Source organism: Dongshaea marina (genome assembly GCF_003072645.1).
In the GTDB taxonomy this organism is placed as follows: domain Bacteria; phylum Pseudomonadota; class Gammaproteobacteria; order Enterobacterales; family Aeromonadaceae; genus Dongshaea; species Dongshaea marina.
In genome coordinates this window covers 656,784-671,699 of the sequence record NZ_CP028897.1, presented here as the reverse complement: position 1 = coordinate 671,699, position 14,916 = coordinate 656,784, and the positions used below count along the sequence as shown (strand labels likewise).

Annotated in this window: 11 protein-coding genes, 1 tRNA gene and 1 pseudogene; 5 read left to right on the top strand and 8 right to left on the bottom strand. The window is 51.1% G+C overall.

The window, feature by feature from the left end:
* Positions 1-4 precede the first annotated feature (4 nt).
* The 5 genes from DB847_RS03390 to DB847_RS24180 all read right to left on the bottom strand — a co-directional run bounded on the left by DB847_RS03390 (position 5) and on the right by DB847_RS24180 (position 6,195).
* On the bottom strand, positions 5-610 hold the full coding sequence (locus DB847_RS03390; RefSeq protein ID WP_108649449.1) for a 4Fe-4S dicluster domain-containing protein: 606 nt from the start codon (positions 608-610) through the stop codon (positions 5-7).
* Positions 611-893: 283 nt separating this feature from the next.
* On the bottom strand, positions 894-1,664 hold the full coding sequence (locus DB847_RS03385; protein ID WP_159084364.1) for a substrate-binding periplasmic protein: 771 nt from the start codon (positions 1,662-1,664) through the stop codon (positions 894-896).
* A gap of 1,111 nt (positions 1,665-2,775) precedes the next feature.
* Positions 2,776-4,620, bottom strand: coding sequence for a selenocysteine-specific translation elongation factor (selB, locus tag DB847_RS03380; protein ID WP_108649447.1), 1,845 nt, complete (start codon positions 4,618-4,620; stop codon positions 2,776-2,778).
* Between the two features lie 4 nt (positions 4,621-4,624).
* Positions 4,625-5,995 carry an L-seryl-tRNA(Sec) selenium transferase gene (gene selA, locus DB847_RS03375; protein ID WP_234418504.1) on the bottom strand — a complete coding sequence of 457 codons (1,371 nt, stop codon included), beginning with the start codon at positions 5,993-5,995 and terminating at the stop codon, positions 4,625-4,627.
* Positions 5,996-6,103: 108 nt separating this feature from the next.
* Positions 6,104-6,195: transfer RNA gene (locus tag DB847_RS24180), tRNA-Sec, on the bottom strand.
* 196 nt (positions 6,196-6,391) lie between these two features.
* On the opposite strand from DB847_RS24180, the gene fdhD reads away from it, so the two are divergent.
* The 5 genes and pseudogenes from fdhD (at position 6,392) to DB847_RS03350 (ending at position 11,186) form a co-directional block, all read left to right on the top strand.
* Complete coding sequence (gene fdhD, locus DB847_RS03370; protein ID WP_108649446.1) at positions 6,392-7,189, top strand: formate dehydrogenase accessory sulfurtransferase FdhD; 798 nt, start codon at positions 6,392-6,394, stop codon at positions 7,187-7,189.
* A 444-nt stretch (positions 7,190-7,633) separates the two neighbouring features.
* Positions 7,634-9,141: pseudogene (locus DB847_RS25345) on the top strand (DUF3360 family protein).
* 55 nt (positions 9,142-9,196) lie between these two features.
* Positions 9,197-9,703, top strand: coding sequence for a glycine cleavage system protein R (locus DB847_RS03360; RefSeq protein ID WP_108649445.1), 507 nt, complete (start codon positions 9,197-9,199; stop codon positions 9,701-9,703).
* A gap of 393 nt (positions 9,704-10,096) precedes the next feature.
* The gene (locus tag DB847_RS03355; RefSeq protein WP_108649444.1) at positions 10,097-10,483 is read left to right on the top strand and encodes a YgiW/YdeI family stress tolerance OB fold protein; all 387 of its coding nucleotides are present in this window, start codon (positions 10,097-10,099) and stop codon (positions 10,481-10,483) included.
* Positions 10,484-10,796: 313 nt separating this feature from the next.
* On the top strand, positions 10,797-11,186 hold the full coding sequence (locus tag DB847_RS03350; protein ID WP_108649443.1) for a hypothetical protein: 390 nt from the start codon (positions 10,797-10,799) through the stop codon (positions 11,184-11,186).
* A 493-nt stretch (positions 11,187-11,679) separates the two neighbouring features.
* Here the strand turns inward: DB847_RS03350 and focA are convergent, their stop codons facing one another.
* From focA to DB847_RS03335, 3 genes are all read right to left on the bottom strand, one after another.
* The gene (gene focA, locus DB847_RS03345) at positions 11,680-12,543 is read right to left on the bottom strand and encodes a formate transporter FocA (RefSeq protein WP_108649442.1); all 864 of its coding nucleotides are present in this window, start codon (positions 12,541-12,543) and stop codon (positions 11,680-11,682) included.
* Between the two features lie 386 nt (positions 12,544-12,929).
* On the bottom strand, positions 12,930-13,649 hold the full coding sequence (gene deoD / locus DB847_RS03340) for a purine-nucleoside phosphorylase (RefSeq protein WP_108649441.1): 720 nt from the start codon (positions 13,647-13,649) through the stop codon (positions 12,930-12,932).
* A gap of 35 nt (positions 13,650-13,684) precedes the next feature.
* Positions 13,685-14,902 carry a phosphopentomutase gene (locus tag DB847_RS03335; RefSeq protein ID WP_108649440.1) on the bottom strand — a complete coding sequence of 406 codons (1,218 nt, stop codon included), beginning with the start codon at positions 14,900-14,902 and terminating at the stop codon, positions 13,685-13,687.
* Positions 14,903-14,916: the final 14 nt, after the last annotated feature.

Sequence of the window (14,916 nt, the reverse complement as noted above, 5' to 3'; positions counted from 1 at the left end):
TAGACTACTGCTCCATGCTTATATTCTGAGAGACACTCGCGGCGTCTTCGCGCTTGTTTTGGCGCGAGCGAGCGGCCTTCTCTTCATCCACCAGCATAATCGCCTGGGTAGGACACATCTCTACACAAGCGGGCCCCTGCTCCCGGAAGTTACACAGGTCACACTTGACCGCGATACTCTTCACTCCTGGCTCCCAGGCCAGGATATCCTGGCCAAAGACCACAGGATTTGAGGTTGACGGGTTGCTGGAACGAGGCGTCGATGGAATATAGGTGTCGTAGCTGTTCGCCATGGCAACCGGACGACTCCCATCAAAGGCGATCGCACCGAATGGGCAGGCAACTGAACAGAGCGTACAACCTACGCACTGAGTTTCATTGAGAGAGATCCGATCCTCATGCTTGGTAATGGCCGCAACCGGGCAAACCGTGGCACAGGGAGCATCTTCACAATGACGACACATGACGGGTGCTGTTGCATCCTTATGCCTTACCACCGTAAGCCGGGGATGACTTTGCAGACCTTCCTTCTTGTGTACGTCTGAACACGCTGCCATGCAGGTGGTACAACCGATACACTTTTGAGGATCTGCAATTACAAAGCTTTTCATGGCATTCCTAGTCAATTGCAAAAACCGCTTTATTAGCAATTACCGTGCCAGAAATTGAACTTCAAATTAACGCTTATATTTCCTATAGTTACAAATACCAGACATCAGCGCTCAGGTATTTTCCATAGGAAAACTGTGTCATTAATCACATCTTTCGACACTAGTGTCGAATGCCTGAATGAGTCTCGACAAAGGGGATGGAGTGATTGATTGTTTTGCGGATGAAAGATTTGAAGTAAATACCGATAAGAGCCAGTGATAAGAATTAATCAGATGTGAATCTTTATCTGTAGTTTTCAAGAATCGCTTCAATTTTTCCCTCATCAAGCATCTGTTGCAACACTGTAGAAAACCGGGGGATCAGGTGAACCAGCTCGGATCTCCTGGAAAGCGCCATATATGCCCTCTGAGGAGTGATATAGACATAGGGAGACTTGGCAATGGCTAATTTCTCATCTGGATTATTTTTCAGAAAATAGTCCATCAGCTCCGCAGAATCGATGATGACATCCAGCTCCTTGCTCTTGAGTTTACGCAGTAGCTCCCTGGTTCCCGTGGTTCTCACCCAGTAGATCTTTGGATCAGCCCCAACCTCCATATATTTGGCTCCCATGGTGGTCCCTATGATGTGCTTATGAAGATCGTCATATTTTTCGATCCGCACCCCGGAGTCGGCACGAACATAAAAGGCATAGCCCCCATTCGGTGCATAGCTGGGCTCGATGAAGTGAAAGTAAGGCTCACGATCCGGGGTACGGGATGCACTGGTGATAAAGTCGGCAGAGCCTAAGCGAACCATGGTCTGGCAGCGGATCCAGGTGCAGGTATAGAAGATCACCCGCATCTGCATGCGCCGGGCAAGCTCGCGCATAATGTCGACGTCAATACCAGAGACCTTGCCATCTTTCGTGGTCATTTTTCGTGGAGGCCAATGGGAAACAGCTACCGTCATCGTCGCTTCAGCTGTGCTGGCTACCGAGCGCACCGAGTAGCAACCTCCGACAAAGGTCATGGAGAGTAGTAGTATGAAGCCAGCTGACCCGAGTCGTATCACATGGACGGTCTCACCAGGGGATCTAAAAGTAAGTTTAATGAATCCCTGTCGATCCTGCAGATAGGATTAGTGACTTCGCTACAAGAGATGTCGAAATACCCCAACAATGGCTAGTCTTATTGAAATCCAGTTTTCAAAGGAGCAATATGGCCCTTTTGAAACAAAGGAGCTCCCTCAATGTCATTCCGTGGTAAAAATCATTTACCCTCAGTGTTAGACGAAATAATCCAGCAGAAGGTGTAAACAGGAAAATGGAGGACTGAGCAAACAGCGAGAAAAGATGCCATAAAAGTTTTAGAGGCTGTCGTCGCTGAGCTAGGTGAAGAAAACTGTTTGAAAGCAATGGAAAAGCAGGGTTTCAATAGCTCTTCATATCAGTACATTATCAGACCGATCCACACTGAATCAAAGCGTCGCCGCAGTCTTTTTCAAACAGGAAAAGATACACAGAATAAATATTAAATAATCACTGATTTTCGAAAGTTACCATCTAAAGAGCATCATAACTGTTAATTCCTACTAGGAATTGATGATATTGTTTTTGTAGCAATCACCTCACTGAAAATAATAATCGAAGTGAATATTAAGTTTGCTCCCCATGAGCAAGCTCCGAGGAGAGCCGTGGAGGCTTAAAGTCGAGAAACAGGATGTTTCGAGAGAGCAGTCAATATAGGGATTACTGTCTGATCGGAACTTTTTTCCTCAGGCTCTTCGAGGGGTAAGCGAGATCAGGGATATAACTTCCTCTCTTCGATTTGATATCCGAGGTACTTTCAGTTTCTCCTGGAGTTTTTTGTTTCAGCGCTGAAACCAGAACAGAGAAAAAATTTAGATATCACCACCGAGCTAACTGACTGGGATGTTGGGCCCCGTTTATTTGCGCCGAATGCTTCATTGTTGATGAACGTATCAATCACATGGATGTGATTGAAGGACAGTCAGAACAGGGACGTTCTGTCTGTCCGTTAGTGAATCTGATGGAGCATGGGGATGAAGCAAATTCCGGGGTGTCCTTGGGAGTGAAGAGGGTATTGGACAAGCAATACCCTCTTCCCGCTGCCGCTCGGCAGCGGCATTAGTGTGCCGCAGGCACAAACCAGCCAACCGCAGGTTAAGACGAAACCTCTTCCCAGGATTTCAGGATGATTCGCTCATCCCCATCCCGCCGCACCCAGCCATCTTTTTCCATCCGGTTGGCCAGGGGGATCGCATACTTACGGCTCAGCCCGGTGCGATCCTTGATATCCCCCATCGAGATCCGATCCTGACTCTGGTGATCGGCGACCACCGCCTGGATCATCTCCCGGTAGATCCCCATGTCGTAATAGATGCTTTCATCCAGTGCGGTAATATATTTCTGGTGGCATAGCTGGCGCAGCCACTTCTTGGAGCCCGGAGCCAGTTTTATCTTGGAAAGCTCAAGCCCCGCCTTGCCGCAATCGCGGGTTTGCTGCAACAGGGTTAGCGCCTCTGTGGGAAGTTCATCCTCATTATCCCCCTCCCCATGACGCCATTTGCCATAACTGAGGTGTACGATCTGCCGCTGCTTGAGCTCCTGCATGATGACATTCAACACCGGCTCTTCGATCTCCAGCTGATCGCTGAGCTCGACGCTACTGAGCGACAACCCCTTATCAAGGCGCTGCAAAATATTTTCCTGAGCCCTGGCTAGCCAGTCAGATTCAAACAGATAAGGACCAAGGGTCACGCCCTGACAGTCGCTATCTCCTGCGATCTGCTCGACATCAAAATATCCTTGCAGGCTAAGCAGCAGCTGTGGCAGAGCTTCCGCCGTCAGGCTCTCTGGCAATTCATTAAGAGCTGTGTAGATACGGCGCTTCTGATAGGAGGGAATAAAGTCGGTCCATACCACCTGAGCACCGTGCAACAGGCGGCTCCCGCCTTTTTGAATCATCGCCAGCCGTTGGGCAAACTGCAGCGAGACCGGCTTTTTAAATATCAACCGCGCCAGGTTGGTGTTGGGGATATAGCAGAGCTTTGCAAAGCCATGCCAGGTACCAATCGCAACCTCAACCTCCCGCTGTCGTTTCGCCGATGGCTCATCCTCCGAGGGATTGAGTCGTACCAGGCACTGTTCACACTGAGCTATCTTCTGCTCACGCCCGGTCACCAGGTGACCCCGCTCAACCTCTTTACGGGTCAGCCCCTTGATATTCACTGCGACCCGGCAGGTTCCGGAGACGCTTTCAAGCTGGCGGTGATAGGCCTGCAGTGAGCGCACAGTTCCCAAAAGGCCTGATGGGTAACAGCGCACCTTATCACCAATAGAGAGTATTCCCTGGGCCAGGGTGCCTGTAACCACGGTCCCAATCCCATTAACCACAAATGCCCGATCCACATAGAGTAAAGGCTCAGCCTCTATCTTTGGCTGATCAGAATCTACACAAGGCACACAAAGATCTTGGGTCAGGGTCTCAATGATTAGCTCCCTAAGCTCAGGGATATTATCGCCGCTCAGTGCCGAGACACTCACGAGCTCAGGCACCAGACCGGACATATCCATCACATGCTCCAGAGCCTGCTCCTCAACCTCGGCCAGCTCTTCGGAGGAAACCTTATCACTCTTGTTGATACAGACGATGATATTGCTGATCCCCATCGCATGAGCCACCTGCAGGTGGGAGGTGGTCATAGGCATCCATCCCTCATCGGCGGCGATCACCAGTATCAACGCATTGAGATGCCAGACTCCGGCTACCATGTTACGCAGGTAGCGCTCATGGCCCGGTACATCAACCACCCCTATGGTATTACCTGCATCATCCGCAAAATGGGCAAACCCCAGATCCTGGGTCATCCCCAGCGCCTGCTCATGAGGGCGAGCCGTCATCATGCCGGTCAGCGCCTCAATCAGCGCCGTCTTACCATGATCAACATGTCCGGCCAAACCAACAACAGCCTGATAGGCCGACTCTGAGTTATTCTGATAGATCATCTGATTAAGCCTGTGCGCCAAGGGCCTCAAAATAGGAATCAAGCTGAGACAGGAACAGTGCCATATCCTCAGGGAGCAAGGTTGCCAGGTTCAGGAGTACCCGCTCTGACTGAAGATAGCCGATAATCGGGGTCGCAAGAGCCCGTAGGGCATCCAGGTGCTGCTGCGCCTTACCCGGCAAAGATAGAGTGAGCCCAAAACAGTCATAGGTTTCACTGGGAATCGAGCCGCCGCCCACCTGCATCTGCATCGGTGTTGCCTGGGCGTAGCCAGGCCAGCGAGCAGCCAGCTCATCGGCAAGCTCCCGGGTCTGCTGTGCACGATTCAGGGCGTGCTGGGCAACCCCCTCCCCTGAATCCAGCTGGTTGAGCTTACGAACCAGCAGCTCCTCAAGCAGTGACAGCACAATTCGTCCCGGCCTGAAGGCGCGCATCATAGGATTTTTAGCCAGGATCTTGGTGAGCTCACTGCGCCCTGCGATAAATCCTGCCTGAGGGCCCCCGATGATCTTATCACCGGAGAAACACACCAGATCGGCCCCCATTTGCAGATAACGCGCCAGTGAGGTTTCACTGTCCGCATACTGCTCCGTTGACAGTCCCGATCCCTGATCCACCACCAGCTGAACATGCTCCGGCAGGCGACGCGCCACATCCTGGATATCGGGTGATTCGGTGAACCCCTGAATCGAAAAGTTGGATTGATGGACCATCAACACCATGGCGGTATTTTCGGTGATCGCATCGATGTAATCATCACTGGTGGTGATATTGGTCGTCCCCACCTCCACCAGCTTACAGCCGGACAGAGCTAAAATATCCGGGATCCGAAAACCGCCACCAATCTGGATCTGCTCACCCCGGGAAACGATCACCTCTTTGCCCGCAGCCAGTGCATGCAGGATGAGGTACATAGAAGCGGCATTATTATTGACCAGTACACAATCTTCGGCGCCCAGCCAGGCATTGACCAGAGTAGAAAGCAGCCCGTTGCGTCCACCACGCTTACCACTGCTCAGTTCTAGCTCCAGGTTGCTATAGCCGGTATTGATATGACGCACACTGTCCCACAGCTCAGGACATAGAGGAGAGCGTCCAAGATTGGTATGAACCGCGATGCCGGTAGCATTGATCACCCGGGTCTGACGGCGCAGTTGTTGCTCCTCGCAGGCTTTCACCAAAAGCTGCAGCACATCAATTCCATCGACTCCCTTCTCCTTAAACAGCGGCGATTGACGGATCTTGGCAAACTGGGCGCGAATAATCTCGGTCACTACGGGTCGACTGAGGATCCGGATATAAGGAACTAGTATGTTGTGCTGCAGAAGCTGCTCAACCTGGGGAAGACGGTAATTGACTGCTGTTTTGGCGGACACGGCAACATTCCTTGAACTGATTTCAGACATCTTTATGACACGATTCAGAGATCGAGCAGAATTTCAGCGGAATTTTAAACTGAAAGAGGCGAAAAAGCATCCTGGAAGTGGCGGAAGAGGCAGGAATCGAACCTGCCTAAGCCGATACAGCTCACATCGGTTTTGAAGACCGAGAGGGCCACCAGACCCTATCTCATTCCATAATCGCCCTGAATACTAAGGGAAACAGAGGGTAAATTTATTGATGCAAATCATTTTATCACATAAATTCCCCAGGCTCTCCCCCAAGTCACTCAGGATAAATCACAAAGAGCAGACCAATTGTAGCATGAGAATTCCTGATCTTTTGATACACTTGCCCATCATTAAAATCCATGCTTAAGAAAAGGACTCTCTATGTCGTGTCGCTCCAGCACCGAGCCTTGTGAGCTCAACCACCTTGCCATGAACTATACATCCTTGGAGGACGACAAGGCTCAGCCGGTTGAACTGGTCAATGAGGTGCCCATCGCCATCAGCCTCAATGGGGTAAACCATGCCGTGATGATGATCTCTCCCACCGAAATTGAGCCCTTCCTGCTGGGTTTCATTATCAGCGAGGGAATCGTCAAAAACCGCCTCGAAGTCCAGGATATCGAGTGGCAGTGGGAGGGAGGAGCCATAGTCGCAGATATCACCCTGAGCCATAGGGCAGACTATCGGGTTCGCGCTCATCGCCGCGCCCTGGCTGGACGCACCGGCTGCGGCCTGTGTGGCATAGATTCACTGAGTGCCGCCTTTCCCGATCTTCCCGAGCTGGAGCCTGCCCGCCTGCCACAACCCAAGCTGTTCGAAGGTCTTCGCGACCGGGTACGTGATTTCCAGAGTCAGGGCGGTGCCATGCATGCAGCCCTCTATATGGACAGTGCCGGTGAGCTCTTGTTCTGCTCAGAAGATGTTGGCCGTCATAACGCCCTGGATAAGCTGATCGGTCAATTGCAACAACAACAGATCGACACCCGTGCCGGTGTGGTCCTGATGACCAGCCGCTGCAGCATCGAGTTGGTGCAAAAATCGATTCGTAGCGGCCTGGAGTGTCTGGTGACCATGGCCTCCCCGACCACCCTGGCGGTCGAGCTGGCGCGTAAACATGGCTTAAACCTGCTTCACCTGCCCCAGCGCAGCCAGCCAAGGGTCTACTCTCCGGCCCCCTAATCCAAATAAGGCCAGCCTCCTGGCCTGACCTCCCCCCTTTAAAGCTCCTTAAGAAGACTCGATTTTAGCTGAAGCACCACCGTTCCCATGTTGCCATCCAAGCCACTCCCGGATGGACTACCGATTCCTCCCTTCACTTGAAAATCGCCTATCGGCAGCTACGTTAATAGAAAGCACGGACATTCATGAGTCCTGTTTAAGCCTGAACAGAACCAGAAAAGAGAGCTGGTCATCCACAAGAGATGAGGCGATGAACAGGGACTTTTGGCAGCTCGGTGGCACGGATGCACATACAAGATGAGTTCCGCCTGCAACCGCTGAGGGTAGCACCCCACCCATTGAAGCTCATGAACCCGAAGATCAACTGCCGGCCCTGGGTGAAACCCTACTCCGGGACCCTAACAATCGCAAAGATAGCAGCTGCTATTGAGAAGGTACGCAATTATGCAAAACAATAATTCCCACGAAACGGATACGAGTAACAAGGATCTTGATCAAGAAAAGAGTTATCGTGAATTGCACCGTCCAAGCAGTGAGTTTGCCAAGCGCTCAGATTACCTTGATCATGAACTCATCATAATGAAGCCCCGCCGCTGGCGGCTAAACCTTCCCGGCAGAGACTTTCGTATTGAGTGGGAGGATCTGGTTCCCGCCATTGCAGGAACTATCGGTATTACGGTGATGTTTTCAGCGATCATGTCATCCTATGCAGCAAGTTATGGCCTGAGTGATGACTTTGTGATTGAGAATGTCCGGGCTGAGATGCTGGTATCCGCCTCACTGTTTGTGATCCTGACCTCAGGACTTTTCAACCCCCGGGCCAATTTGGCGGGAACCCATGGACCTATGATCCCACTGATCGGCATGATAGCTCTCGCGGGGGGACACCCTCTGGCGCTGGCCATCATGCTCGGGGTCTTTGGTTTGATTCTGAGTATTACCAAGGGCGGCTCCAGGCTGGTAAAACTGACCGGTGAAGGCGTTGCCGGAGGGTTACTTGCTTATCTGGGCCTCACCGGAACCATCTCTCAGATCGGCTCACTGGTCGAGTGGGCCGGAGAAATGGATCTCAGCTATATCGCCTTCATTGTGCTACTGGTCAATGTTGTGGTTTATGCCTACCTGGCTCGCATCGGCAAGCGCTGGCTCTCGATCCCCTTATGCTCAGTGATCGCAGTAGTGATCGCCTTAGGGCTTGGGGCACCCTTTGAATTTAAAACCGAACCCGGCTTACCAAACCTGAACCCCGTGTATTGGTGGGGATCCACAGAAACCGGTTGGAAGCTAGGCTTGCCAACGATGCAGCACTTTATCGCATCTTTGCCTTTTGCCATTCTTGCCGTCGCCATGTGGTCTCCCGACTTCCTGGGACACAGGGTTTTCCAGGAGCTGAACTACCCGAAAAAAGCCAAAAAAGTTTTGATGGATGTGGACGACACCATGACAGCCTGCTCGGTCCGTCAAATTATTGGGGCTTTCTTGGAGGAGGTAACATCACCTCATCCTGGGGAACCTACATGATACCGGCGGCGATCGCCAAACGTCCTATCCCCGGAGGCGCTATCTTACTTGGGGTGCTCTGTGCGCTGGTTGCACTGATAGGCTATCCCATGGATATTACGGTGTGGCGGCCTGTGATGAGTATCGCTCTGCTGGTCGGGGTATTTTTACCCTTGCTGGAAGCGGGTATGCTGATGGTTAAATCAGCAAAAGACACTCAGTCCGCCGGGATCTGCATCTTTGCCTCTGCGGTAGTTAATCCCGTCTTTGGCTGGTCATTAACCATGCTATTGGATAACAATGGATTAATCGGCGATAAAGAGCGCTCCAAAACACTCAGTTTTGTGGATAAAGTAGTAATTCCAGGGCTTTCTTTTTGTATCTGCTTTATCGCGATGGCTGTGGTCGGGATGCTACCGGGGATCCCCGCACTCGTTGCTGCATTTCGTTAACTCACCAAGCCCGGGGTCTCTTGTGCACCCCGGGCTCGATAGCAGGATATAGACGATGAAAAAACAATTCATAATGACTCTCATGGGACCAGAAACTCCGGGATTAATGCGGATCCTTGCCGAAAAAACCCATGCCCGTCAGGGCATTTGGCTAAAAAGCAAAATCAGTCACCTCGAGGGTCAGTGCGCGGGGATCATAAAAATTGAAACGGATGAACAGCAAGTTGAAGCCTTACAGCAGGAGCTAAAGGCGGTTGCGGGGTTACAGGTTGTCTACCCCGTGGCAGAGGATTCAGCCCCTTCACAGAGCAAAGAGCTTCAGCTGACCATTGAGTCCAGGGACAGACCCGGGCTCATCAAAGATATCTCAAATATCTTTGATGGCTATGATGTCAGTGTGACTAACTTAGAATGTCACCGCTTTGCCGTCGCAGAGATTGGACAAAGCGTTTTTAAAGGAGACTTTGATCTGATGACCCCGGCCGACATTGATCTCGACTCCCTGGTTGCTGAGCTCGAAGAGCTCGATCTGCGAGTGATCAAAAATACTGTGGATGGCTAACCCTGAGTAATCCTTGCCCACAGGCCGGGTCTGCCCCGGCCGCCGGATACAGACAGGGCCAGTCTATGACTGGCCCTGTCTCGTGAGGGGTTGCCACCCCGTCAGCGAGCGCTGAACAATAACTCAATCATTTGAGGTCAAGCGAAAAAGTGAAACTTGTTTCAATCCACGCACCTGTAATGTCGTCGGCCAAGAGAGAACCGCCGTGGTACGGATCAGTATGCCCGGTGGTGTGAGAGGACGGCAGGAGCAATCATGCCTCCTACTCGGTTATCCATGAGCAGTTTGCTTGATGAATAGCTTTATTTTTAACGCCTGTTAATAATCTCTTAAGGTTTTGATGATTTAATAGACTTGCAATTTCGAGCACATCTCATCTAATCAGGGGTACACATGAAGAAAATGACGATCATTGCTGCTTCGCTTGCTCTAAGCAGTACTGCCGCCTTCGCTGATTTTAACGGGTCATCTAAAATAGAAGCAGCCGCATCCGGTGGCTTTGTCGGCTCAAAAAACGAACTGACCACAGTCGAAAAAGCAAAAGAGCAAAGTGATGACACCTGGGTAACCCTCCAGGGCCATATCGAAAAGCAAGTAGGTAATGATGAATATATTTTTCGAGATAGTACAGGTAGCATTAACGTAGATATTGATCGCAAACACTGGAAAGGACAGGTGGTTACGCCTTATGATAAGGTCGAAATTAAAGGTGACATTGATAAAGATTGGAATTCTGTAGAAATTGATGTCAAAGAAATTAATAAAGTTGTGCTCATCTAAATTTTTGCAACAGAGCCAGAAAAAAGCCTTACTTAAGCGGATCCCCAGAAAGCCCAGAAGTATCACGCTTAAGGTTCCTCGCTCAGAGCTTTCTGAGCTTCTCTAAAGGGAAAATAAAGGAAGTTTAATCGATCATTTTCCCTGTGAAGTAGTAATAGAGCTGTGATCTGAACCAGAAATAGTGGACACTCAACAAAGCTACACTGCTCAAACTCAGTCGTTCAAAGCAATTAGGCCGGCTCAGCGAGAAGGGGCCACACACTGCGATCTATTGAACGTATAATAAATCGCAGCAAACTAATAAGGATTGCACATGAAAAGCCTATTGGTTTTAGGGCTGAGCTTAATCACAGCCACAACCTCAGTTATGGCCCACCCCAACTACCAGGTTAAAGCCCGTATTCTGTATAACGGTGCAGCTTACGCTCAGCCCACGATCATCGTGAAGCAAAATATAAATGCTAAAATGTTACTCGATAATAAATTGAAGCTGGATGTATTGGTTAAACCTCTGGACATATCACACATTAAGCTCGCTAGCCAGCTTGCTCTACCCACATCAAGTGCAATGGCACCTTCCCCTATGCTCAACCTCGATCTTGGTACGCTAAATCTCAAACTTGGACAAACCGCTATCTACCCGCTAATTTTGGCTAATGGACAGACCTACAGTTACGAAGTCAAGGTCACCGAAGAGGGATAGCATATCAGATCAGGCCAACAGTACGTCCATGTACTGGTTGCCCTTTCGCGGTGTCCATGCCGCTCACCCTCTGCTTCCTATTTGAAACTTTCGGCGCAAATAGACGGGGACTAACTCCCCGTGAGCGAACGCCGAGGCGAACCGTTAAGTATTGAGGCTGAGCGATAGGGATATCGCGAGAGCTTAGTCACCACATGGATGTGATGTCTAAGTGATGCCTTAACTCTTAGATGAGCCCAGGAGGAAGTGAGGTTCGGGGCGCCCCGGGAGATGCATGCCGCTAACAACATCCATGTTTAACGCGACATTCACACTTCCCTGTGTATCAGAAGCGCGGAGCACCTTTGCCATATAGGGATATATCAATGCCGTGAAGGGCAGGATGCCTGAGAACGGCCTTGCCTGCCGCCGGTCAGCACCGGCACTTGCAGCGCAGCTGCAAATCATAATACACAGAGAAGTGGTATAGATAATAGCGCTTCGCTGCACTAACTCACTGAGCGTACTTACGACGGAAGATCCCCCAGTAAACCAGGCCAACCATCACCCCACCCCCGATGATATTCCCCAGGGTCACAGGAATCAGGTTCTTCAGCACAAAGTTATGCACAGTGAGATCGGCAAAATCACTCGGTGAGTGGCCGATCGCCTGCCAGAACTCAGGCCCGGCAAAGGCATGGATGATGATGCCGGTCGGTATCATAAACATATTGGCAATGCTGTGTTCAAAACCAGAGGCGACAAACATGGCCACGGGGAGTATCAGCACCATCACCTTATCAGTGGCACTACGGGCACCAAACGCCATCCATACCGCCAGGCAAACCAACAGGTTACACAGGATCCCAAGGCACACCGCCTGCACAAAGGTGTGATGGATCTTATGCTGAGCAAGCTTAAGCGCCGTCAATCCCCATTGCCCCTTATCCGCCATAAACTGCGCCGAGAAGAAGATCAGCGCCACCATCACCATGGCACCGACAAAATTCCCCAGGTACACCAGAACCCAGTTCCCCAACACCTGTCTGGTCGTGATCCGGTTTGAAGCTCTCGCCAGGATAGTCAGAGTTGAGGAGGTAAAGAGCTCTGCGCCCAAAAGCACCACCAGAATAAGTCCCAGGGAGAACGCCAATGCACCGACAAAGTGAGACATTCCCCAGGGCATACCAGCTGAACCTGTGGTCACCGTGACATAAAACACAAAGGCGATCGAGATAAAGACCCCGGCGGTAATCGCCAGCATAAATGACTTACCAATCGGCTTCGTCGCCTTAGCGATCGTTGTTTCCTCGGCCAGGGCGGCGATCGCCTCAGGGCTCAGGCAATCTACGGGGTTTTCGTTATTTACTGTTTTCATCGGCTTCAACCAGTTAAAAAATATGCGCTAGCAAGCAACTTGTCGAAAGCGTAACAAGCTGTTCCCCTGCCAAAATCGCGTAATTTTACCACGGAAAACTTTCAAAACCAGTCTAGATCTGTGGCTTCACGTAGGAAAAGTGTCATCTTGACAATGAATTATCAAACATTCGTAATAAACACACAAAGGAAATGGTTATCATTTACCAATCTGAGATAAAAAACCTACCAGCTACGAACATCCGGCACCACAATCGATTACCAAGGTGAAACCAATTGGCTAACAAGCTGAACGGACCTTGAAGCCTGTGCTGAAGGCAAAAAAAATCCGGAGCCCTAAGGCTCCGGATTTCAATCATCGAGTGAACTTAGAGTTCGGCTCAGAGGTTACTTCGCATCACCCAGCAGTACAGACTCCAGCGCGATCTCGATCATCTCGTTGAAGGTGGTCTGACGGTCTGCAGCAGAAACCTGCTCACCGGTACGGATATGATCAGAAACGGTACAGATGGTCAGGGCCTTCGCGCCAAACTCTGCAGCAACACCATAGATGCCGGCAGCTTCCATCTCAACACCCAGGATGCCGTACTTCTCCATCACGTCGAACATCTCTGGATCCGGAGAGTAGAACAGATCCGCAGAGAAGATGTTGCCCACGCGAACGTCGATCTTCTTGGCTTTGGCAGCCTCAACCGCGTTGTGAACCAGATCGTAATCTGCAATTGCAGAGAAATCATGATCCTTGAAACGGATACGGTTTACCTTGGAATCGGTAGAAGCACCCATACCGATCACTACGTCGCGAACCTTGATATCTTCGCGAACCGCGCCACAGCTACCCACACGGATCAGCTTCTTCACGCCATACTCGGTGATCAGCTCTTTCGCATAGATAGAGCACGATGGGATCCCCATACCATGACCCATAACAGAGATGCGACGGCCCTTGTAAGTACCGGTAAAGCCCAGCATGCCACGCACGTCATTCACCTGCTCGATATCCTGCAGGAAAGTCTCCGCGATATACTTAGCGCGCAGTGGATCACCCGGCATCAGAACTACATCAGCAAATGCACCTTCTTTGGCATTAATATGTGGAGTTGCCATTTAAAATTCCTCTTTCAGTTCTATCTTGTAAACCGTTAAAGAAAGCTCTTTCCATATTCCAGAGCCGGTAAATTCAGGTACGACGCTATACTTTGCCCGATATCGGCAAAAGTGTCACGCTCACCAACCGCGCCCGCCTTTACTTCACTGCCATAGAAGAGAACAGGAACATGCTCACGAGTGTGGTCGGTACCGGACCAGGTTGGATCACAACCATGATCCGCAGTTAGTACAACCAGGTCGCCCGGCTGCATATTCTCAATAAACTCCGCAAGACGGGCATCGAAATACTCAAGGCCCTTTGCATAGCCCGCGACATTGCGGCGGTGGCCATATTCAGAGTCGAAATCCACAAAGTTAGTGAATACGATGCTGTTATCCGGTGCCTTTTGCTGTTGCTCAAGGGTCACATCCCACAGCTGCTCCAGGCCGGTTCCCTTGTACTTCTGGGTGATGCCGCGATGAGCATAAATATCGGCAATCTTACCCACTGAGACCACTTCACCACCCGCTTCAACCATGCGATCCAGCAGGGTCGGCATGTGAGGTGGTACCGAATAGTCGTGACGGTTACCGGTACGGCGGAACTCGCCGGGCTTAGTGCCGATAAAGGGACGGGCGATCACCCGGCCGATGTTGTACTTATCCAGCAGCTTACGCGCCAGCTTACACAGGTCGTAGAGACGCTCCAGACCAAAGGTCTCTTCGTGACAGGCGATCTGGAATACAGAGTCTGCCGAGGTGTAGAAGATAGGCTTACCCGTCTTCATATGCTCCTCGCCCAGCTCATCCAGTACCACGGTCCCGGAGGAGTGGCAGTTTCCAAGATATCCCGGCAGGTCTCCCTGCTCAACCAGCTCATCCAGCAGCTCCTGCGGGAAGCTGTTCTGTTTGTCGGTGAAATAGCCCCAGTCAAACAAGACAGGTGCCCCAGCCAGCTCCCAGTGACCGCTCGGCGTATCCTTACCGCTGGAAAGCTCCTTGGCGTAGCCATAGGCACCAACAGGCTGCAGTGCCTGATCCAGCCCTTCGGGGAAGTAGCCCGAACTCAGTTCACAAGCATGGCCCATGCCCAGCTTATTCAGATTTGGCAGTGTCAGTGGCCCCTGACGGCCCTGCTCGTCGGCTTTTCCGGCAGCACACCGCTCAGCAATATGTCCCATGGTGTTGGCACCGACATCACCGAACTTGTCTGCATCGGCACTGGCACCAATGCCGAAAGAATCCATCATCAAAATAAATACGCGTTTCATGATATTGTCTCCGG